Annotated in this window: 21 protein-coding genes and 2 tRNA genes; 14 read left to right on the forward strand and 9 right to left on the reverse strand. The window is 66.5% G+C overall.

Features of this window, described 5'->3' with window-relative positions:
• From IT350_00720 to IT350_00750, 7 genes are all read right to left on the reverse strand, one after another.
• A partial coding sequence (locus IT350_00720; protein MCC6156546.1) for a transposase occupies positions 1-235 on the reverse strand: 235 nt, incomplete at its 3' end.
• A 460-nt stretch (positions 236-695) separates the two neighbouring features.
• Entirely contained in the window at positions 696-1,103 is a 408-nt protein-coding gene (locus IT350_00725) for a hypothetical protein (GenBank protein ID MCC6156547.1), read from the reverse strand.
• Between the two features lie 14 nt (positions 1,104-1,117).
• Positions 1,118-1,495, reverse strand: a complete 378-nt coding sequence (locus tag IT350_00730; protein MCC6156548.1) for a hypothetical protein — start codon at positions 1,493-1,495, stop codon at positions 1,118-1,120.
• Between the two features lie 241 nt (positions 1,496-1,736).
• On the reverse strand, positions 1,737-2,816 hold the full coding sequence (locus IT350_00735; protein ID MCC6156549.1) for a hypothetical protein: 1,080 nt from the start codon (positions 2,814-2,816) through the stop codon (positions 1,737-1,739).
• A 42-nt stretch (positions 2,817-2,858) separates the two neighbouring features.
• Entirely contained in the window at positions 2,859-3,461 is a 603-nt protein-coding gene (locus IT350_00740; protein ID MCC6156550.1) for an ankyrin repeat domain-containing protein, read from the reverse strand.
• Positions 3,462-3,477: 16 nt separating this feature from the next.
• Complete coding sequence (locus tag IT350_00745) at positions 3,478-4,377, reverse strand: sugar kinase (protein ID MCC6156551.1); 900 nt, start codon at positions 4,375-4,377, stop codon at positions 3,478-3,480.
• Between the two features lie 125 nt (positions 4,378-4,502).
• The gene (locus IT350_00750; protein ID MCC6156552.1) at positions 4,503-5,987 is read right to left on the reverse strand and encodes a PAS domain S-box protein; all 1,485 of its coding nucleotides are present in this window, start codon (positions 5,985-5,987) and stop codon (positions 4,503-4,505) included.
• Positions 5,988-6,226: 239 nt separating this feature from the next.
• Between IT350_00750 and IT350_00755 the strand changes: the two genes are divergently transcribed.
• The 14 genes from IT350_00755 (at position 6,227) to IT350_00820 (ending at position 19,816) form a co-directional block, all read left to right on the forward strand.
• Positions 6,227-6,311, forward strand: a tRNA-Ser gene (locus tag IT350_00755).
• A 66-nt stretch (positions 6,312-6,377) separates the two neighbouring features.
• Positions 6,378-6,467, forward strand: a tRNA-Ser gene (locus IT350_00760).
• Positions 6,468-6,522: 55 nt separating this feature from the next.
• Positions 6,523-7,482, forward strand: a complete 960-nt coding sequence (locus tag IT350_00765; protein MCC6156553.1) for a radical SAM protein — start codon at positions 6,523-6,525, stop codon at positions 7,480-7,482.
• A gap of 103 nt (positions 7,483-7,585) precedes the next feature.
• Positions 7,586-9,280, forward strand: a complete 1,695-nt coding sequence (locus tag IT350_00770) for an alpha/beta hydrolase (GenBank protein ID MCC6156554.1) — start codon at positions 7,586-7,588, stop codon at positions 9,278-9,280.
• A gap of 104 nt (positions 9,281-9,384) precedes the next feature.
• Positions 9,385-10,425 carry an HD domain-containing protein gene (locus IT350_00775; GenBank protein MCC6156555.1) on the forward strand — a complete coding sequence of 347 codons (1,041 nt, stop codon included), beginning with the start codon at positions 9,385-9,387 and terminating at the stop codon, positions 10,423-10,425.
• Entirely contained in the window at positions 10,426-11,130 is a 705-nt protein-coding gene (locus IT350_00780; protein MCC6156556.1) for an HAD-IB family hydrolase, read from the forward strand. It abuts the gene before it with no gap.
• An 82-nt stretch (positions 11,131-11,212) separates the two neighbouring features.
• Complete coding sequence (locus IT350_00785; GenBank protein ID MCC6156557.1) at positions 11,213-11,857, forward strand: DUF488 domain-containing protein; 645 nt, start codon at positions 11,213-11,215, stop codon at positions 11,855-11,857.
• A complete protein-coding gene (locus IT350_00790; GenBank protein MCC6156558.1) occupies positions 11,773-12,219 on the forward strand; it encodes a DUF488 domain-containing protein in 447 nt (148 codons plus the stop codon). The genes IT350_00785 and IT350_00790 overlap by 85 nt, the downstream gene beginning before the upstream one ends.
• Before the next feature lie 27 nt (positions 12,220-12,246).
• Complete coding sequence (locus IT350_00795) at positions 12,247-12,942, forward strand: hypothetical protein (GenBank protein ID MCC6156559.1); 696 nt, start codon at positions 12,247-12,249, stop codon at positions 12,940-12,942.
• A gap of 89 nt (positions 12,943-13,031) precedes the next feature.
• Positions 13,032-14,132, forward strand: a complete 1,101-nt coding sequence (gene amrS / locus IT350_00800) for an AmmeMemoRadiSam system radical SAM enzyme (protein ID MCC6156560.1) — start codon at positions 13,032-13,034, stop codon at positions 14,130-14,132.
• A gap of 71 nt (positions 14,133-14,203) precedes the next feature.
• Positions 14,204-14,812 (forward strand): hypothetical protein, encoded by a 609-nt coding sequence (locus IT350_00805; protein MCC6156561.1) that lies wholly within the window; start codon positions 14,204-14,206, stop codon positions 14,810-14,812.
• Positions 14,813-14,888: 76 nt separating this feature from the next.
• A complete protein-coding gene (locus IT350_00810; protein ID MCC6156562.1) occupies positions 14,889-17,291 on the forward strand; it encodes a UvrD-helicase domain-containing protein in 2,403 nt (800 codons plus the stop codon).
• Positions 17,292-17,306: 15 nt separating this feature from the next.
• Complete coding sequence (locus IT350_00815; GenBank protein ID MCC6156563.1) at positions 17,307-18,587, forward strand: hypothetical protein; 1,281 nt, start codon at positions 17,307-17,309, stop codon at positions 18,585-18,587.
• Complete coding sequence (locus IT350_00820; GenBank protein MCC6156564.1) at positions 18,584-19,816, forward strand: DegT/DnrJ/EryC1/StrS family aminotransferase; 1,233 nt, start codon at positions 18,584-18,586, stop codon at positions 19,814-19,816. Before IT350_00815 ends, IT350_00820 begins: the two co-directional genes overlap by 4 nt.
• A gap of 57 nt (positions 19,817-19,873) precedes the next feature.
• Here the strand turns inward: IT350_00820 and IT350_00825 are convergent, their stop codons facing one another.
• Together IT350_00825 and IT350_00830 are read right to left on the reverse strand one after the other, a co-directional pair.
• Entirely contained in the window at positions 19,874-21,388 is a 1,515-nt protein-coding gene (locus tag IT350_00825) for a glycosyltransferase family 39 protein (GenBank protein ID MCC6156565.1), read from the reverse strand.
• A 70-nt stretch (positions 21,389-21,458) separates the two neighbouring features.
• Positions 21,459-21,908, reverse strand: a complete 450-nt coding sequence (locus IT350_00830; GenBank protein MCC6156566.1) for a D-tyrosyl-tRNA(Tyr) deacylase — start codon at positions 21,906-21,908, stop codon at positions 21,459-21,461.
• Between the last annotated feature and the right edge of the window lie 148 nt (positions 21,909-22,056).

Consider the following 22,056-nt stretch of genomic DNA (forward strand, 5'->3'; position numbering starts at 1 on the left):
CTTTCACTTCGCCGGCGCGCTTCCCGGTGTCGAGGATCGCGGCAAGAAGCGTTTCCATTCGCTCCGGCCCGATGCGCTTTCGCCACTTCACCAGCGACGTCGGATGCAGCGGCAGCTCGTGCTGGAAGTACTCGAACCCGCAGAAGGCTTGCCAGTACGCGTTCTCGACCCACTTAGCGCACATCGATTCGTCGGACTCGTTGAAGGTGTGCTTGAGGAAATGCAGCCCGACCATCAGGCGCGTCGACAGACCGGGGCGACCGTGCGCCGTGTCGTACAGCGGGCCGAACTCCCGGTCGAAAATCGACCAGTCGATCGCCTTGCCGAGCAGAATCAGCTCGTGCCGCTGGTTCAGAATCTGGTTGAAATGACTGCGGTAGAGGTCGAAATCCGAGAGCGGCGGGGTTTCCTTAGGCGCCAGCTGTCACCGGTTTTGGGGGTTGTTATGCCCGATTCCCGGTGAAAAGAACTAGCACAAAATCGACCATTTATCCAGCGTTTTCAATCAGTTAAGGCGATTTTCAGGGGCGACTGGTAGGTCTTCCCATCCTGCACACTACGTTTGGCTCGTACGAATATGGCCCGAGAATCAATAAGAACCATGCCTTTGTCAACGGATAATCCACCATCAATTACATTTCTTTACCACTACATTTTCGTCAATACTCCAAAAACCGGCGGGGAACCCTTTGATGTCATTCGATTCGCAAAATCAAAGCCGCCGACAAGTGTCGAAAAAGAGTCAGATCGGCGAAGAACCAGTTTTTTTCACTCGACCGTAGGCGTATGTAAGTAAAATGCTCTAGCGATTTTGCGCTCGTGCGTTTCGCGGAAGTCGTGCGAAAACGATTTTTGTCACCCCTGCTGCCGTGCACTTCGTTACTCACAAAACGCTCCGCCACGTTCAACCTCGTCAGGAACGCTGTCACGGGCCGGTGTCGATCGTTCTGTCGCCTCTTCGTCTTGGTCGTCGTGGTGGTCGACGCCGGAGCGTAGTACACGCTGAAAGCCACGTCCTCTAACCGGTTGCCGATGTGACCCGCGCCATCGTATCCAATGATGTCCACGCGGCCATCGTACCAGTCTTCGCCCACGCCGAACATCCATTCCTCGAGAATCAGCGGAACACGCACCGGTCCGAACGGGAATCACAGTCCGTGAGAAGGTCGCCGGGGGCGACGAGTTCATCCCGGTCCATGGTTGTGCGAAACAGGAAGAACGGCACGTCGACGTGCTTGACGTACGCACCGAGCAGATCGCTCTCCGGATCGCAGACGTAGAACTCGAGCCGGCTACAGACTTCGACCTCGCAAACTGGCGTCCAGTCGATTTCGACGGGGTTGAATGACCCGTTCGACACCGTGGGCGGCGTTCCGGCGATCGTGGTCGTGGTCGTGGTCGTGGTCGTTGATGTTGTGGGAGCCGCCGCGGTCGTCGCGAGACGAACATCGCGAATGGCGAGAATCCTCTCAACGCAGAGCCCTCCCACATTCACCGGCGGTATCGACACATCATTTGCGGATACGCCTGTCCGGGCACCGCGTCAACGACAATCTCACGGCGGTTGAAAGCGATCGCATTTCGACATCCGGATCGTGGTCGATCGGGGTGTTCCGCGTCACCATGGGCGCGGTTCGTCGCCAGGAATTGATCCCGCCTATCCGGCAAACGCAAGCGTCTGGGCTTCGCACGCGAGCCGTCGACCGAAAATGCGTGCCCCGAAGGCCCGCGAATGTTTACCGGGGCTCCGAACGCACCTTGGGGTGCGAACGGAAAAAGTCCCAAAGCATCTGGCTCGCGGCGAATGATTCCGTCTTGTCCCCGTCTTCCGGACAGTCGTTGTAGTAGATCGATTCGCCGTTTCCCGGCCACTGGTGGCCGCCGCCCGCCACCGTGCACAGGCCGAGGTCCACGCCCGGCGGGCAATCGGCGCGCAACGTGCACTCGGTGTCGCTTGTGCTCTGCCACGGCTCGGAAGACCCCGTGCAGCCCAAACGCTCGGCCCAGGCGGATTGCGTGTTCGGCACCGACGGAAAATCGATCTGAAAGATTCCGCAGCCGAGCCCGCCGTTGTACGGTACGATCAGGTCCTCGGAGCCGTGAATTTGCAGGACGGAGACCGGCGAAGTCGGCGTACAGTCGAGCTCGGTGTCCGTTCCCGCCACCAGCCCCACCGAGGCGAATTCGTCCGACATCTCGCACGCCAGACGCAGCGTGAAGATGCCGCCGTTCGACATGCCCGCCGCGTGTACCCGGTCATGATCGACGCACAGTTGGTCGTCGATCAGGTCCATCAGATTCCGAACAAACGTCACGTCGTCGAGATCCACCTCCATCGCCGTCCCGCAGCACACCCCCGCGTTCCACGTGTGAATCCGGCCCTTCCCCTCGGGCCAGACCACGACAAAGCCTTCGCGCTCGGCGACGTCGTTCATGAAGCTCAGCTTGTTCTGAATCTTGACGGGGTCCGACACGACGCCGTGAAACATCATGACCATGGGCGTTGGCGTGCCCGGCCGGTACGAGGTCGGGACGTAAACTCGAAAACCGCGCCGGCCGCCGGCTTCTTCGCCCGCGAGCATCGAGCCGCGAATCGACGCGCCGGGTCTGTACGGCGATTCGGCATGCCGGCAGCCCAACGCCTCGCGATACGCGGGAGCCGAGGAGTCGGGTTCGATGGAAATCTCGCTCACGTCGGCATCGTCGTGTGCGTCGTCTCTTTCCCGCGCGCACGATACCAGCGTCCCCGCGACCAGCACGATCACGACGGCGATGCCGACAAATGAATTTCCGCTGAAGCGACGAACGTTCATCATGATGCGGTCACAAGTCTATCACATTCCGCGGGCGGGTGTTCGTTATTGCTCGATGGACGCGGCGGTCTCGTCGTGGCCCTTGTCCCGCGCGAGTTGCGCCGCGCCTTTCCCGTCGGACGTGGCGATGTCGCGCGCCGCGCCGGCCTCGACCAGTACGCGCGCGTTCTCGGCTCGTCCTGCCGCGGCCGCGTAATGCAGCGCCGTCCAGCCCGACGCGTTTTGCGCATTCAGATCCGCGCCCTTGCCCGCCAGCAGCTTCAGCATTTCCACGTCCGCGCCGAATGCCGTCATCATGAGCGGCGTGCGTCCGTTCCAGTCGCGCTCGTTGACGTCCGCTCCGGACGCGAGGTGGCGCAAAACGGCATCGCGTTCGCCCGCCGCGCACGCGGCGTGGAGATCCTCCGCCCGGCGTCGGCGATCGGCGGCGGCCTTTTCGGCGGCGACCTGCGCCTCGCGGGAGCGGGCTTCTTCCCGCTCTTCCCGGCGAAGCCGTTCGTTTTCCAGGCGGCGCGCCTCGCGTTCCTTTTCCATCTTCGGCGCGCAGTCCGGGCACACCCACATCATGCCGAATGCGACGAGCGGCACGCGCACGCGCGCCCCGCAGTTGTGGCACTTGTTCCCGAGGATCGCGTCGAACAGCCCCATGCCTTCTCCCGGCGAGTTAAAATCGCGTCAGTTCGCGGAACAGTTCAAAACGCTCCTCGATGTCGGCGCGTGTCAGGCGCACGAGGGGGCCCACGGAGAAGTCCTCGCAGGCGAAGCTCGCGACGGTGGAGCCGTACACCGCCGCCGTTCGCATCGCGTCCATCGTCGCCTCGCCGCGCGACGCGAGATAGCCGAGGAATGCCCCGCCGAAGCTGTCGCCCGCGCCCGTGGGATCGACGACGGTTTCGAGCGGGTAGGCGGGAACGGCGAACATGCCCGCCTCGTGGAACACGATGACGCCGTATTCTCCGCGCTTGATGCACACGGAGCGCGGGCCCATCTCGCGGATGCGCCGCGCGGCCGTCATCACGTTCGACGCACCCGACAGCAGTTTCGCTTCGCCGTCGTTGACGAGCAGCACATCCACCCGCGCCAGCGTGCGCCGCAGCCCGGGCAGGGCGCTCGTGATCCAGTAGTTCATCGTGTCCATGGCGACGATTCGCGGCGAGATCATCTGGTCGAGCACGGCCCCTTGTAGCTTCGGGTCGATGTTGGCGAGGAATACGAAGGGCGATCCGCGGTGCGCCTCGGACAGTTTCGGCGCAAAATCGGCGAAGACGCCGAGTCGCGTGTCGAGGGTATGCGCCGTGTTCATATCGTCGTGGTATTCGCCGGTCCAATGAAAGGTCGGCCCCGGCGCGCGCGAGAGTCCCGACAGGTCGATGCCTTTTCCGGCGAGCAGTGCCTCGTCGGCGGAATCGAAGTCGTCGCCGACAACCGCCACCACGCGCACGGGGGTGAAGAACGACGCGGCGAGCGAAAAGTAACTCGCCGATCCGCCCAGCACGCGTTCACGCCGTCCATACGGCGTGGCGAGCGTGTCGTACGCCACCGATCCCACGACCACGATACTCATTGCGTCTCCCTCATCGCCGATGAAGATCACGTAGCCATATGCGCCGCGCGCCTTCCGCGCTCACGTGCGTGAGGCATTTTGTTCGAATCGGCCGAACGGTCAACGTGGGAGCGATCACGCGGCGGTCAGGGCCTTCGCGCGAGGGGAAGGCGGATCGTGAACGTGGCGCCGCGACCGGTTTCGCCGCGCGCGTCGATCGTGCCGCCGTGGTCCTCCACGATCTGGCGCGAGATCGACAGACCGAGCCCCGTCCCCTGTCCCGGCGCCTTGGTCGTGAAAAACGGGGCGAACAGCCGGGCCGCGGCCTCGGGTGCGAAACCCACCCCCGAATCGGCTACCTCAACCTCGGCGCGCGGATCGGGGCCGTCGGTTCGGCGCGTCGTGACGCGCAACCGCCGGTGCTCGACGCCGTCCAGCGCCTGACGCGCGTTGCTGAGCAGATTGATGAAGACCTGCTCCAGCCGGATGCGATCGCCGATCACGGGCGGCATCGCGGCGTCGGGTTCGAAGGTCACGTCCGTCTCCTGCACACGAAACTGCGGCATCAGAAAGTCCAGTGCGTCGCGCGCGACCGCATTCAGATCGACGGGTTCGTGCGTCATCTCGGTTCTGCGCGCCAGCTCGCGCATCTGGCGGATGATCTTCGACGCGCGATCGACCTGTTCCGAAACGAGACGCAGGTTTTCGCGCACGTCGCCGGGCCCGCCGGCGTCGTGATCGAGCATGTAGATCGCATTCTTCGCGAAGTTGCGGATGCTCGTGAGCGGCTGGTTGATCTCGTGCGCCACCGACGCCGCCATCTCGCCCAGTTCCGCGAGGCGCGTCGAGTGGACGAGCTGATCCTCCTGTCGGCGCGCGGCTTCCTGCGTCTCGCGCTGGCGGCGCTCGGCGCTCACGCGGGCGGTGACGTCGTACACGTGCACCAGCACCGCGCGGCGGCGCTCGAAGTCGATCGCGCTGCTGTGAATTTCCACGAAGACCGTTTCACCGCCCGCGTCGCGCAAACGGCACTCGAACGGCAACGTGGACAACTCGCCCGCATCGCGCAGCGCGCGCACGCGCTCCTCGACGCGGGCTCGATCGTCCGGATGCACGAAGTCGAACACGATGCGCCCGACCGCGCCGCCGGGCGCAAGCCCCAGCAGGCGCTCGAAGCGCGCGTTGGCGTAAAGTGCGCGGCCCTCGCGGAACATCACGAGGCCCACGGGCGACGATTCGAAGAGCGCCTGGAGATTGTCGCGCAGGATCTCGAGGCTCGCGAGCGTGCGCCGGGAACGGTCGGCCCACGCGCCGACATACCCGGCGAGCAACGCCCAGGCCGCGCCGCGGGTGAGGTGCGCCGCGAACCCGATCGGCGTCGCCTCTCCCTCGATCGCGAAATGAACGACGGCGAGCGCCGCCGCGACCGGCCACGCGCGCCGGCCCCACCACAACCCCATGAGCGCGGCGACGAGCGGCGCCAACGGCGCGAACGCACCCCACGGCGACCCACGAGCGACGAGAGCGAGCGCGATGTCGACGACGCCGAGCGCGACCGCGGCGAGCAGGTGCCGCTCGCGGCGAACCGCGCGCGGGGCAACCGCGTCGGGAGGATGGGGAAAGTTCGTCATCGCCGAGTCCGAAACACGCGCCTTGACCAGCCGCGCCGGGCGAGAATCTAGCACGAATCGCGCGCTCGCGGGCGGAAATGACGAAGGCGCGCGCGGCCGCGCTCGGCAGTGGCGCACGCAACTTGACAATGCCCGTCAAAACGACAAATGATCCCGCGTCGCGGACGGGGGAATCGGCGGTTCAGGTGTATTCGCGCGAGCCGCGAAACCCACGCGCGCGACCGACTCGTCACGCACGGGGAGGAGTGCCCGAGGGGTTGATGGGGGCGGTCTTGAAAACCGCTTGGTGTGAAAGCCACGGGGGTTCGAATCCCTCCTCCTCCGAAATCGCCGCGCGAAGCCGGGCACACGACGGCGAACGCGAAGACGATCGGAAACGCGAAACGACGTGGAGAGATGACCGAGAGGCCGAAGGTGCTCGCCTGCTAAGCGAGTGTAGGGTCAAAAACCTTACCGAGGGTTCGAATCCCTCTCTCTCCGAACGAATCCCGCGGCCCGCCGTTTCGCGCCGCGGGTTTTGTTTTGGCGGAACGACATGAACGCGCCGCGCAAATTCCGCTACCTCTTCGGCCCGATCCCGTCGCGGCGGCTCGGCTACAGCCTCGGCGTCGACCTGTTCGAGACGAAGGTCTGCACGCACAACTGCCCCTATTGCGAATGCGGCCCGACGCGACAACTCACCAAGGAGCGCGGCGAGTTCGTGCCGTTCGGCGACGTCGCCGCCGAACTGCGCGCGTTTCTGCCGCACGCCGGGCTCGACTTCGTGACGTTTTCGGGCAACGGCGAGCCCACGCTGTATTCGCGCCTCGGCGATCTCGTGCGCCTGATCCGTTCTCTGTGCGACACACCCATCGCGATCATCACCAACTCCGCGCTCGTCATGCGCGCCGACGTTCGCGCCGAACTCGCCCTCGCCGACGTGGTGATGCCAAGCCTCGACGCGGTTTCGCAGGACGCCATGGACCGGATCAACATGGCCGACCCGTCGATCACGGCGGAGGATATGATCGAAGGGCTCGTCGAGTTCCGGCGCGAATTTTCCGGCCGCATCGATCTCGAGATCTTTTTCTGCAAGGGGCTGAACGACGACCCGCGCGAGGTCGACCTTCTGGCGGATGCCGCGCGGCGCATCGGCGCGGACCGCGTGCAACTCAACACGGTCGATCGTCCGCCCGCGATGAAGCTCGCGCAGCCGCTTTCGCGCGCCGAGATGGAATCGATCGCCGCGCGTTTCGCCGGGCTCCCCGTCGAGGTGATCGGCCGCTTCGCGCACGACGACGCGCCGGTCGCGACGGATGATCCGCGCGCGCAGGTGCTGGCGATGATCGAGCGACGCGCCGTGGACGAGGCCGATCTGATCCGCACGCTCGGCCTCGCCGAGCCCGATGCCCGCGCCGTGCTCGACGCACTGGTCGCCGAGGGGCGCATCCGTCGCGTGGAGTTCGATGGCCGACCGCACTACCGCCGCGAAACGGCGTCGGCTCGCGCGAGATAGCGCCCGCGCCTGACGCCCGTTCCCTTTGCGTTTTGGCGGCGCGTCTGTTAAACGGGGGCCGTTCGCGCGTCCCCGAGGGCGCGCGGTCGCGTCTGGGGACCCGATGACCTCGTTTTTCGATTTTACGCCGCGCCTCGCGTCGCGATGGATCGCCCTCGCGGCGGTCGCGGCGGCGCTTGCGTTTGCGACGCTCGCCCACGCTGAGAACTGGGTCGGCTACTACGAGATCCGGCAGGACGGGCGCCTGATCGGCGCGGAGCGCGTGGACTTCGACGACGCGGCCGACGGATCGTACACCGTGCGCACCAACGGCACGCTCAAGCAGGGCGAGGGTAAGGACGAGACGACCTTCAGCAACCTCTCGGAGCTGCGCGCCCGCGCCGGTGGCGAGTTTCAGGACTACCAGCGCGAGGTGACCGTCAACAAGCTGCCGCGCAAGCTGGCGATGCAGTACGACGGTACCCGCTTCATCGCGCAGGTCGCCGTGGGCAAGGGCGCGCAGGAGTACAAAATCTCGGCGCCGTCCACGTCGATCGTCACGGATCTGGGGATTTACGGCCACCTGCAACTGCTGGTGCGTTCGGCGGTGCGCGACGCGCGCCTCGGCCGCGAGATCCCCATCCTCAACCCGGGCGAGCTGACGAAAAGCACGGCGGTCGTGGATGATCGCGGCCCCGACTCGGTGAAGACCGCGAAGGGCTTTTTCGCGTCGCGCAGGTTTTTCGTGGACATGGGCACGGTGGGCGCGAACGTGTGGACCGACACGCCGGGCCGCATGATCCGCGCCGAGATTCCGGCGATCGGCGTCACCGTCGAGTTGCAGAATTTCACCGGTCCGCGTGCCGCCGAAGCCGCGCCGTTGCGTGCGAAATCGGAACGCGTGGACCGCGCAGACGTGTCGTTTCCCATCAAGCCGAAGTCGGGAACGGACGACACCGCCATGTTGCACGGCGTACTGCGTCGCCCGCGCGGCGTGGCCGGGCGGCTGCCCGCGGTGATCTTTTTGTCCGACACCGGCCCGCAAAGCGCCGATGGCGTCGATCCCGTCACCAAGCTCGACACGCGCACGGGCGACCTGTGCGACGCGATCGCCGAGGGCGGATTCGCGGTGATGTCGTGGGACGATCGCGGCGTGGACCGCTCGCCCGGCGACGTCGCGCAGACCACCCTCGACACGCAGACCGCCGACGCCAAGGCCGCCGTGCGCTGGCTGGTCGCGCGAGACGACGTCGACCCCGCGCGCGTCGCGCTGGTGGGGCTTGGCGAGGGCGGCAACGTCGCATGGCGCGTGGCGTCCGCGGAATCCGACGTGAAAGCGGTTGTCGCGCTCGCCCCCGCGCCGGTGTCGATGGCGAAGCTCGCCGAGGAACAGGCCCGGCGGCGGCTCTCGACCGCGGCCGACTTTTTGCCCGAGGATCTGGACGATCATCCCGTGATGATCGCGCTGAAAAAAGCGCGCACGACGAATGAAGAATTCACGGTGATCGGCAACCGGCCGACTTATCTCGACCTCTTCCGCCAGTGGGATCGGCTCGACCCGGCGGCGGATCTCGCGGCGGTGAAGGTCCCGGTGCTGCACGTTCTGATGGGCCGCGACGAGCAGGTCTTCCCGGAACTATCCGACGCGTTCGCGAAAAAGGTCGGCGGGAGATCGAATTACACCGTCAAGCGCTTCGACGCCCTGGACCACTTTCTCGTGCGCGGGCGCGGAACGATCGGCTCGTATTCCGATCCCGATCGCCGCGTCGATCCCGAGGCGACGGCCTACATCGTGCGCTGGCTCGCCACGAGCATGTGACGGGCAAGGTTTTGTGACGGGCAAGGTTTTGTGACGGGCGAGGTTTTGTGACGGGCGAGATTATGTGACCGGCGACGTCCCGTCGCCCTGGAAAGGACATCACGTTGGGCATCCGTCAGGTTCCCGTGAACACGCTCGAAGACGGCATGTTCTGCGACTCGGTTTACGCCGTGCGCCGCAAGCAGCTCGCCACCGCGAAGACCGGCAAGCCGTACCTGAATCTCACGCTCGCCGACCGCACCGGCGAGATCGTCGCGCGCGTGTTCCGCAACGCCGACTATTTTTCGCAGCTCTTCTCCGAGGGCGATTTCGTCTACGTGCAGGCCAAGGTGCAGTCGTACGAAGGCAAGCTGCAGCTCGTCATCGACGCGCTCGAGCGCATCGCCCCGGGCGAGATCAGCGCCGAGGACTTCCTGCCCGCGGGCCGCATCGCGCCCGAGATCCTGAAAACGCACCTGCGCGCGATTCTCGAGACGATCGCCGACGACCGCATCCGGCGCCTGTGCCTGATGGCGATGTTCGAAACGCCCGAGGGCGAGGCGTTTTGCCGCGCGCCCGCCGCGCAGAACATGCACCACGCGCACCTTTACGGCTTGCTGGAACACACCGTCTCGGTGCTGCTGCTGCTCGACATGGTGAGCCGCCACTACACAAACGTGAACCGCGACGTGCTGCTCGCGGGCGGGCTCTTCCACGATTTCGGCAAAGTGTACGAGCTCGAGTACGCGCGCTCGTTCGGCTACACCGATCGCGGGCGGCTGGTGCCGCACCTCATCATCGGCGTGCAGCTCCTCGGCGAGTGGTGCGCGCGCATCCCCGATTTTCCCGCCGAGGCGAAACTCCAGATCGAGCACATCATCCTCGCGCACCACGGCACCCGCGAGTTCGGCTCGCCGGTCATCCCGGCCACGGTCGAGGCGCTGATCGTCCATCAGGTCGACGATATGGACGCCAAGGTCTGGGCGATGCTGAACCACATCGAAAAGGCTGGACCCGACGCGCAGTGGACCGACCGCCACGGCCTACTCGGCACCTACCTGCGGCGCACATCGAGCGCCGCCGCGGATCTCTACGGCTTCCACCTGCCGGGTGATGCCCAGCCCGAATCCGCTCCCGTTCAAACGTCGCTGTTCGGGAAAAAATAGATGGGCGTCGCGATCTTCGATGTCGATCGCACGCTCCTCGACGGCATGGCCGGCTACTATTTCTGGAAGTTTCTGTGGCAGCGCCGCCACCTGCTGCCGCGTGGCCGCTGGGAAACCGTCCGCAGCTACATCCTTTACCGCACGAAAATCCGCCCCGAATCGGTGATGGTCGAGGCCGGCGTCACCGGGCTCGCGGGGCTCGCGCCTGCACATGTCGATGCGTGGGCCGAGACGTGCGTGGAAGAGGCGGTGTGGCCAAAGGTGTATACCGAGGCGCTGGAAGCGATCGCCCGCCACCGCGCCCAAGGTGATTTTGTCGTGCTTGCGTCGGGATCCGCGCGGGCGATCGTGGCCTCGCTCGCCCGGCGCAGCGGCGCGCACGATATCGTCTCCACCGAGGCCGAGATCGACGAGCACGGAGTGTATCGCCCCGTCCCGCGCCTGCCGCTGTGCTACGCCGAGGGCAAGACGACGCTGGTCGAGGACCTGCTCGCCCGCGAGGGCCACGCCGTCGCGGACGCGACGTTCTACACCGACAACTACCCCGATCTGACGCTGCTGGAGCGCGTGGCGCACCCCGTCGCCGTCAACCCGGACGACGCGCTGCGCACAGTCGCCAAATCGCGCGGCTGGCCGATCCTGCGCTGGCATCGCGCCGTCGGCGGCGAGGGCACCGGCACCGCCTGGCCGCTGCAAACCCCCTGACCGGTCGGCTCGCCGCGTCTTGTGTTTTTGCCGAGGACGCGGGCACAATCTCCACATGCCACTCGATCATTCGGGACGTTGAATGAACGTCGATTCGCATCGCGAAGATCCCGTGACGATCTTCACGATCGGCCACTCCAATCACGAGTTGCCGCATTTTCTCGATCTGCTGCTCGCGCACCACATTCGAGTTCTCGTGGACACGCGCTCGTCGCCCTGGGTTCAGTATTCCACGCACTTCAACGCCGAGCCGTTGCGCCGCGCCGCCCTGGCGGCGGGCGTGCGTTATGTGTATCGCGGCGACGAACTGGGAGGGCGACCGGCGAGTCGGGATTTCTACGATGACGACGGCCGGGTGCGATATGATCTGATCGCGAAAACGGACGGATTCGCGAACGCGCTCGACGAGGTGGTCGCTCTCGCGCGGCACGAGCCCACGGCGATCATGTGCTCCGAGGAGAACCCGGCGGACTGTCACCGCCGGCTGCTGATCGGTCGCGTGGCGCGCGGGCGGGGGCACGAAATCGTTCACATCCGGGGCGACGGCGCGCGGCAAACGGAAGACGAGTTCGAGGAGCGGCTGCGCTCCGAGGACCCTCGCCGCAACCAGCTCGACCTGTTCGCGGGCACGGAGAAACAGGAATGGAAATCCACACGATCGGTTTTACCAAAACCACGGCCCGGGGATTCTTCGGACGGCTTCGCAACGCCGGAATACGACGACTGATCGACGTGCGTCTGCACAACACGTCGCAGCTCGCGGGTTTCGCGAAAGCCGACGATCTGGCTTACTTTCTCGAGGCGATCCTGGCGATCGAGTACGTACACGAACCGCGGCTCGCGCCCAGCGACGAACTGCTGAACGGGTTGAAAAAGGCGAAGTCGATCGGCTGGAGAGAGTTCGAGCGGGGCTTTTTACGCCTGATGGACGAGCGCCGCGCCGCCGAAACGCTGGACCGGAACCTGTTCGCTTCGCGATCCGCGTTGCTGTGCAGCGAAGCGACGGCGGAGCATTGCCACCGCCGGCTCGTCGCCGAGCATCTCGCCGCGCGGTGGCCCGATGAGGATATCCGCATCGTGCATCTGTAAGAAGGCACCCCCCGGGGAGGATTGCCCGTGAAGTTGTGGGTCTGTCACGTCACCCGCATGCGCCCCGGCGCGATCTGCATCGCCGGGATCGACCCGGCTACGGGCTCATTCGCCCGCCCGATTCTTCCCTACGAAGCGGGGCAGTTTTCGTGCCTGCTCCTGGCGCGCAATGGCGGCCCCGTTCGTCTCGGCGCGGTGATCGATTTCGGTTCGGACGTGCCGCGATCCACACCGCCCGAGGTCGAGGACCGGCTCGTCAGGCCCCTCCCGCTGCGGGCATCCGCGGTGCTGCCTCACGGCGAGTTGTGGGCCGCGCTCGAAACGCGGGCGTCCGATTCCATGGCGCACATCTTCGGGCCGGATCTCATGGGGCTCGAGGGTGCGTCGCTCGGCGTGTTGGAGGGAAAGGGCCGGGCGTCGCTGGGTGTGTTTCGACCCTCCGCGCCGCCCATGATTTTGCACAAACGCGACGAGTCCATGAAGGAAAGTCTGCGCGTGCGCGTGGCGACCGATCTGGGTATCGCGAATCTCAGCCTGACCGACGCGCGGTTTTACGACGACGACGGTCGTCTCGTGCCCGAATCCGACGATTGGGTCGAGCGCATCAACGCTCGTTTTCGGCGCCGCGACCGGGCGTTGTTGTGCGTCGGGCTCACGCGCGCCTATCGCGACCATCACTGGCTTCAGGTCAACAACATCGTGTTTCGTGAGCCGGGGGCCTGACCCGACGGACGCCGCCGTCTTCGTGGGGTCGGAAGCGAGCCCATCCATCCCGCATGTCGCCGCGCCGCCAAACGCGCTATCATCCCCGCATGGCACGCGATGCCGCGAGCGGCGCGATTCCCGCGTATGTCCCCGGACGGTACTGGACGCGCGAGGACGACGGGCGCATTCGATGCGACCTGTGCCCGCGCGAGTGTCGGCTCGCCGAGGGCCAGCGCGGGCTGTGTTTCGTGCGCGGGCGCGTCGGCGACGAGATGGTGCTGCACACGTGGGGCCGGTCGAGCGATTTCTGCGTGGACCCGATCGAGAAGAAGCCGCTCAATCACTTTCTGCCCGGCACGGCCATCCTCTCGTTCGGCACCGCCGGGTGCAATCTCACCTGCAAGTTCTGCCAGAACTGGGACATGAGCAAATCGCGCGAGATGGACACGCTCGCCGACGCCGCCACGCCCGAAGCCATCGCCGACGCGGCGGTACGCACGCGGTGTCGCTCGGTCGCGTTCACCTACAACGATCCCGTGATCTTTCTCGAATACGCCGTGGACGTTGCCGCCGCGTGTCGCGAGCGCGGCGTGAAAACCGTCGCCGTCACGGCGGGCTACGTCAGCCCCGCGCCGCGCGTCGAGTTTTTCGCGGCGATGGACGCGGCGAACGTGGACCTCAAGGGCTTCACCGAGGGTTTCTACAAACAGGTGTGCGGCGGGTCGCTTGGCGCGGTGCTGGATACGCTCGTCCATCTCAAGCGCGAAACGCGCGTGTGGTTCGAGCTGACGACGCTCCTGATCCCCGGCGAAAACGACGATCCCGCTGAGATCGACGCGATGACGCGATGGGTGGTGGGCAACCTCGGCCCCGACGTGCCGATGCACTTCACCGCGTTTCACCCCGACTGGAAGATGATGGACCGCCCGCGCACGCCGCCCGCGACGCTCGCGCGCGCCCGCGAGATCGCGCGGCAAAACGGAGTGCGTTTTGCGTATACGGGCAACGTGCACGACCCGGCGGGGCAATCCACATGGTGCCCGCGCTGCGGTATGCGCGTGATCGAGCGCGACGGTTACGAGATCGGCGCGTGGGACCTCGACGCGCGCGGCGCGTGCCTGGGTTGCGGCGAGCCGTGCGCGGGGGTGTTCGACGCGCGGCCGGGCACGTGGGGATCGCGGCGCATGCCCGTGCGGCTGGGGCGGTGATGGTCTCTTCCTTGCCTTTTCGCGCTGCGTCGATTATCCGTGAACGAACGTCTCACGACGAGGAGCGATTCATGCGTCGTCCCGCCATCCGCGCGCTGCTCGCGGTTGCCCTGTGCCTGATGCTGGCCTCGCCGGCGCTCGCCGCGAAGAAGAAAAGCACGAAGACGATCGACCCCTACAAGGGGCGCGTGGCGTTAGGGCTGCGCGTGGGCGGCGGATTCGGCGGCGGGGGATCGGCGTTCGTCGGCCAGCTCTCGGTCACGTACTGGTTCGTGCAGTATTTTTCGATGACGGCGGCGTCGGGCTACGGTTTTTACACCGCGTACTACGAGGACTACAAAGGCGACGAGAAGACCGCGAACGTCAACTACATTCCATCGGAACTGCTCGCCACGGTCTACCCGATGCCGCGCTCGAAAATCTCGCCCTACATCGGCGGCGGCGTCGGGCTCGACTACATCTGGTTCACGCTCGAGGATTTCGAGGCGAAGGGCGAAGACACGAGCGAGAGCACATCGATTTACTCGGGCATCGGCCGCGCGGGCTTCATTTCGCGCATCGCGCCGAACGTCAGCCTCTCGCTCGGCGCGCGGTACACGCACCCCCTGAATACACCCGACGACTTCGAGGATCAGGGCGGCTACTTCAGCTTCGAGGGCGGATTGCTGATGACGTTCTAGCGCGTCGTCCCGTTCTCGCGGCATGGACGAGCGCGCCGTGCTCGAATATGCTGCGTTCCCTCAAAATGGCCGACCGATGAACGACTCCGACGACCCCATTCTGAGCGGGCTCAACCCGCAGCAGCGCGAAGCCGTGCTCCACGGCGACGGTCCGCTGCTCATCTTCGCGGGCGCGGGCTCGGGCAAGACGCGCGTGCTCACGCACCGCATCGCGTACCTGTGCGACCGGCGCGGTGTCGATCCCCATCGCATTCTCGCCGTCACCTTCACCAACAAGGCCGCGGGCGAGATGGCCGAGCGCGTCGAGCGACTGCTGCCGGGGCGAGGGCGGGCGGTGTGGGTCTCGACATTCCACTCGTTCGGCGCGCACGTGCTGCGCCGCGAAGCCGAGCACCTCGGCTTCGCGGCGGGGTTTTCGATCTACGACGAAACCGACCAGCGTGCGCTGATCCGCGATCTGCTGCGCCGGCTCGACGTCGACCCGCAGGTGATGGACCCGCGCTCCGTGATGTCGATTCTCGACCGGGCCAAGAACGCGCTCGTCGATCCCGCCGATATCGCGGGCGAGATGGCCGGGCCGATGCGCGACCGCTACGTCGAGGTCGTGCGCCTCTACACGAAGGAACTCGCCGCGAACAACGCGATGGATTTCGGCGACCTGCTCGTGCTCACGGTGAAGTTGTTCGAGACCGTGCGCGCCGTGCGCGACCACTACCGCACGCGGTTCGAGCACCTGCTGGTGGACGAATTTCAGGACACGAATACGGCGCAAAACCGTCTACTCGAGGTGCTCATCGGCGAGCGGCGCAATCTGTGCGTCGTCGGCGACGACGACCAGAGCATCTATCGCTGGCGCGGCGCGAAGATCGAAAACATCCTCGGCTTCGAGAAGGAATTCCCCGACGCGAAGATCGTCATCCTCGGCCAGAACTATCGCAGCAGCGCGACCATCGTCTCCGCCGCGGACGCGGTGATCCGCCACAACTCGGGCCGCGCGACCAAGCGCCTGTTCACGGGCAACGACCCCGGCTCGCGCATCCGACTGTTCCGCGCCGACAGCGAGTACGACGAGGCGCGCTTCGTGGCGAGCGGCGTGCGCGAGCTGGTCGTGGAGCGGGGGCTGCGTCCGTCGCAAATCGCCGTCTTCTACCGCACGAACGCGCTGTCCCGCGTGATCGAGGAAGAATTGCAGCGCAACGCCGTGCCCTTCATCGTCGTGGGCGGCACGCGGTTCTACGACCGCAAGGAGATCAAGGACATCCTGGCGTACCTGCGCCTCGTGGTGAATCCCGAGGACGGCGTATCGGCGAAACGCGTCATCAACGTGCCCGCGCGCAAGATCGGCAAGACCACCGTCGAGCGCATCGACGAACACGCCGAGCGCGCGGGCGTGAGCTTTTTGCACGCGTGCGCGGATCTCGTGAAAACGAACGCATTGGCGCGCGGCGCCGGCGAATCAGTGGGTGCGTTTCTGGAGATCATCGCCGATCTGCGCCGCCATGCGGCCGACGACGATCTGCCCGAGCTCGTCGATTTCACGCAGCGACGCTCGGGCTACGCGCAGATGCTCTCCGAGGACCGGAGCGTCGAGTCGCTCTCGCGGCAGGAGAATTTGAAGGAACTCGTCGAAGCGGCGGCGCAGTTCGCGAAACGCAATCCCGAGGCCACGCTGCGCGATTATCTGGAGCAGGTCAGTCTGGCGCAGGATCTCGACCAAATCGAGGGCGACGCGGCGGGCGGGCCGGAAAAATCGGTGCGCCTGATGACGCTGCACAACGCCAAGGGGCTGGAGTTTTCCGCGGTGTTCATCGTCGGCGTGGAGGAAGCGATCCTGCCGCACGCGCGGTCGCTCGACGCGGGCCTCGCCGAGATCGAGGAAGAGCGACGGCTGTGCTACGTCGGCATCACGCGCGCGCGCAAGCACCTGACGCTCTCGTGCGCGGCGCGACGGCGGTCGTACAGCGGCGAGTCGGCCTATTCGCGGCCGAGCCGTTTTCTCGACGAGATCCCGTCGAACCTGCTCGAACCCGTCGGCTTCGCGCCGCCGAGGGGCTTCGGGGATCGAGACGCCTCCGACACGCCGCACCGTTCGTGGAACCGCGATTCCTCGCCGCGTCCCGCGACGAACACGTTCGCGTTTTCGCGGTCCGCTCCGCGCGGCGTTCCGCAGGGCATCCGTCGCGAAGCGCCCGGTCCCGGCGCGCGACCGGCGATGCCCGCGGGCTCTGTCCGCCGCCCGGCAAAACCCGCGCCGGTCGTGGCCGAGGGCGATTCGTTCGTGGACGATTCCGACAATCAGGATCCCGACGACGCCAGCGGCGCGCTGCGACCCGGCGCCCGCGTGTTGCATCGCGAATACGGACCGGGCACGGTGCTTTCGTCATTAGGATCGGGCGCGAAGGCCAAGGTCGTCGTGCATTTCGCGTCCGTCGGTGCGAAGACGCTGATGCTGCAATACGCGAACCTCAAGATTCTCTAGCGCTCGGAGCGGCGCATGGCGCGCGTCACGACACGATTGCTTCGGGGCAGCGCGGCGGTGGTGGGCGCCAACCTGGTGTTTTCCGCCGCGACCTTCGCGCTTGCCACCGTCGCCGCGCGTCGGCTCGGCCCCGCCGCCTTCGGCGAATGGGGCGCGCTGTGGGCGCTCATGATGGTGAGCGCGGCGCTATTTCCCAGCGTCTCGATGGCCGCTGCGCGGGAAACGTCGCTTCGTCTCGCCCGTGAAGACGCCATCGACGCCGCCGTCTGGGTGCGCCGCGCGGCCCGGTTCGTGCTGGCGATCGGCGCTGCGATCGCGGTGATCCTCGTCGCCTGCGCGACTCCGGTGGCGGGATGGCTGCGTCTGGCCGACGCGGATCACGTGCGCTGGGTCGGCGTATTTTTCTTCGCGTCGATCCTGCTCGCGTACACGCGCGGGGTGATCGAGGGCGCTCAGCGGTTCGACGCGCTCGGCGTGAATCTTGTGTGGGAAGGAGCGCTGCGCGCGATCGTCGGCTTCGCGATGCTCGGCGCGGGCTTCGGCGTGTCGGGCCTGCTCGCGGGATACATCTTCGGCGCTTTGGCGGCGCTGGTTCACTCGTGGTCGGCGATGCGCGAGTCGCCCGATCTGTGGGCCGGGCCGCCGGGTGCGCGCGTGCGCGTTGACGCCGCGGAACTGCCCGCCGCTCCGCTGTTCGTCTGGCCGATCCTCGCCGCGCACATCGTGATCGTGGTGCTGGCGAATGCCGACATGGTCGCGGCCAAGCATCAGTTCGACGCGAGCGCGGCGGGCTGGTGGTCGGTCTCCTTCACCGGCGGCAAATTCCTGTTCTTCCTTGCCGAAGGCATCGGCACGGTGATGTTCCCGCTCGCGGTCGAGGCGCACGCGCGCCGCGAGCCCAACGTCCCGATCCTCGTTCGCGCGCTCGGGCTCTTCGCCGTTGCGGCGGGCGTGGCGATCGCCGTCGTGATGATCGCGCCCGACCTCGTCGTCGATCGCGTTTTCGGCTCGCGATACGCGCCCGTCCGCGAAATCCTGCCGCGATATCTGATCTGGGCCGCGTGGCTTTCGGCGACGGTACTGGTCGTGAAATTCCGCCTCGCGCAGGGCAAGGCTGACGCGCTCGCGATTCTCGCCGGGTGTGCGATCGCGTTGGCCGTCTTACTGGCGGCGTCCTCATACGGACCCGCGGGGCTCGCATCGATGCTCGCCGCGTTTGGCGCGACCGTATTCGTGGGCACTGTGTTATTCACGGCATGGATGGCTCGGAAAGACCCGCAAGGGGCGACGACATGATCCCGCGTTTCTCGCCGAATCTTTCCATGTCCGATCTCGCCGCCGCGTGGCGCGGACGAAACGACGATGAATCCGCCGTGCGCGAATTCGAGGATGCGTTCGCTGCGTACCTCGGCCGCCGCCATGCGATCGCGGTCGCCAGCGCCCGCGCGGGACTCTACCTGCTCCTGACGACGGCGCCGCGCAGGATCGCCACCGCCGCGATGCCCGCGCTCACATACTGGGCAGTGCCCTCAGTGTGTCTGCTCGCCGACGTGCATCCCGCGTTCGTGGACATCGATTTGGAAACGATGCTCATGGACGAAGCGCGACTCGCGGCGCTGCCCGGCGAGGTCGGCGCGATCGTCGCCACGCACCTCTACGGTCGCGTGCAGGACATGGACGCGATCATCGAATTCGCGAAGCGGCGAGGCGCGCTGGTGATCGAGGACGTGGCGCAGGGTCTGGGCGCGGCGTGGCGCGGCAAGCCGTGCGGGTCGTTCGGTGATGCGGCGTACTTCACCTTTGGACCGACCAAGAACTTCACGACGCTCGGCGGCGGAATGGTCGCGCTCGATGATGATGCGTGGGCTTCGCGCATCCGCGAACGGCTCGCCGCCGGGCGGCGCACGTCGCGAACGCAACTCGCGAAACGCGCGGCCTTCGCGTCGGCGATGCGCGTCGCGGCGGATCGACGCATATTCGCGGCAACGCTCGCCCCCGCGCTTCGCGCCCTCAAGCCGCGCGGCATCGACGTGATTGACCTCGCGACGGCGGACCCGCCGCGCGCCTACGATCGCGTCCCGGCCGACTTTCTCGATGGATTGCCGTCAGGCACGCAGGCGCGCGTGGGGCTGTCGCAGCTCGAAAAACTCGACGCGCAAAACGCACGCCGCCGGGCGAACGGGCTGCATCTCGCGCGGTTGCTCGACGGCACGCCGGGGCTTCACCTCGGCCACGTGCGCGAGGGCGAGACGCCGATCTTCATGAGTTTTCCCGTGCTCGTGAACGCGCCCGACGAACTCGCGCGCCGCCTTGTGGCGCACGGCGTGGACAGCGCGCGCGGCTACATGAGTGCATGCGCCGACGAGCGGATCTTCGCGCGATACCGATCCGATTGCCCGAACGCGCGCCGCGCCGCCGACAGCATCCTGCACTTGCCGGTGCATCCCGATCTCACCGCGTCGGACCTCGCCCACATCGCCCGCGCCGTGCGGGAATGCGTGACGCACATGCGAGTCAGCTCGTAAGAAATTTATGAAGTTCGGGTCCGGTGTCGGACAAATATGCGGCGTGGTCCGCCGCCCTCACCACTTCAGTAGCCAGAACAGCTTCAGCGGCTCGAACGCCCTGCGGTCGGGGTAAGAGACGATCGTGTACGTCGGGTACCCGGCGACCGTCTGAAAGGTCGGGCGACCGAGCGTCGCGGCGAGCACCTTGACGACCTCGGCGTCGGGGTCGAATCGCTCGCCGTCGTGGTCGATCAGCGTGATGCGAAACGCGAGCGGCGCGAACGACAGGGCTTTGGCGGCGAGGCCGCGCGACCCCATGCGCAGCGCCTCGGCGTCGGTCGCGGCGAGCGGTTTGAACTGCCATCGGCCCCGGCTGTAGAACTCGAAGGGCGCGGCCGACTCGGCGGAATACGCCATCACCCATTCGCGCGGGCGCGGCTCGCCGAGGCGGGCGTGAATCTCGCGCCAGTCGGCGGGATTGTAGCGACGATTGCGGTGGACATCGTTGACCGCGCCCGCGGCGAGCAGCACGAGCACCACGGCGATGGCCGCCGCGAGGACGCCGCCGAAGCGCGAGCGGCGCGACAGTTCGCCGATCCCCGACGCCACGCACCCGATCGCCGCGGGCGCGACGATCGTCATGTCCACCAGCGAGACGGGCACGAAGATGCGCGCGACGAAGGCGATCACCACGGGCACGGCGAAGAGCGCGCCGAGAAATGGATGCCGAAAGCCGCCCCAGAAGCCCAGCACCGCGACAAAGGCGAAAAGCGCGAAAAGGGCGACGACGAGCGCGGCGTCGCCGACGCCGGCGAAGTGCCACAGCCCGGAGAACGTGGGGATGTGCCAGGTGTCCACGCCGAAGGGGAAATTGGCGCAAAGGCGCGCGGCGAATGCGGTGAGATCCTCGCGCGGGATCGTCGCCATGCCGTGCGCCGCTTGGCGCACCATCGCGGGCAGCCACGGCAGGCCGAGCAGCACCGCACCCGCGACGGGCGCGAACGCGTCGCGAAAGCGAAAGCCCGGTTTAATCGATGAGGAAAACATCGCGAAGCCGAGCCACGCGACGTAGAACCACGCGAAGGTGTGCGTGTAGATCGCGAGCGCGGCGAAAATCACCGTCGGCAGCTTAGCGCTTTCGCCGTGCGTCGCGAGCCACGCGCTGGCGTAGTATGCGGAGAGCGCGACGAAGAGCGTCGCGAGCGCGACCGGAGACGCTTGCTGCGCCGCCTCGACCGACATGGGGTGCAGCGAGAGCAGCACGCACGCCAGCGTCGCGGTCACGGCGGTGATCTTGCGTTCGATGACCAGAAACGCGACGCCGACCGCCGCGGCGGAGAAGAGCGCGGACGGCAGACGCACCCACCACTCGGCGTCGGAGATCGTCGACCACAACGCGATGAACAGCGGGTAGATCGGCGGTTCGAACGATGTGGAGAAATACGCGAGGAGCCCGCCGCCGCCGAATGTGAGCCGGTGCACCTCGGCCGACGTGAACCCCGGCGAACCGATGCCCACCAGGCGCGCGGCGAGCGCGGCCACGGCGAACATTGCCGCTGCGATCCACCGATCGCGATCGTCGAGTTTCATGTCTTTCCCGAAAAGTCGTGCGAACCGGCGGCGATCCTAGCACGCGGCGCGGGGCCGCTCCAGCGCGGCATCAAAACAATTTCGTGGAATCGAGCAGCAGCGTGACCGGCCCCCCGTTGACCAGTTCCACGTCCATCATCGCGCCGAATCGCCCGGTTTCGACGCGCAGGCCGAGCGCGCGGCAGCCCTCGACGAAGCGCTCGTACATGGGGATCGCGAGGTCCGGCCGCGCGGCGTCGGTGAAGCCCGGGCGACGGCCCTTGCGTGCGTCGCCGTAAAGCGTGAACTGCGATACGACGAGCAGCGCACCGCCGGCCTCGACGACCGAGCGATTCATCTTGCCCTCGTCGTCCTCAAAAATGCGCAGCTCGGGAATCTTCTTCTGCAGGTAGTCGAGATCGGCGTCGGTGTCGGTTTGCGCCACGCCGAGAAAGACGAGAAGGCCCGCGCCGATCTCGCCGGTGACTTCGCCGTCCACGCTCACCCGCGCGCTCTTCACGCGCTGCAATACCGCACGCAAAACAGACTCCTTAGGACTTTTTGTCATCCCGAGCGTTCCAACGGTCGCGGCGACCGCATTCTATTGAAAGAAACCGCTCCCTCGTGCTTCGATATCGCGTCTCGAGGATGTGGCCGAATACGCTCTGGTGTCCATGACCCGAACCTGA

It is taken from the genome of Deltaproteobacteria bacterium, assembly GCA_020845895.1.
Lineage (GTDB): Bacteria > Lernaellota > Lernaellaia > JACKCT01 > JACKCT01 > JADLEX01.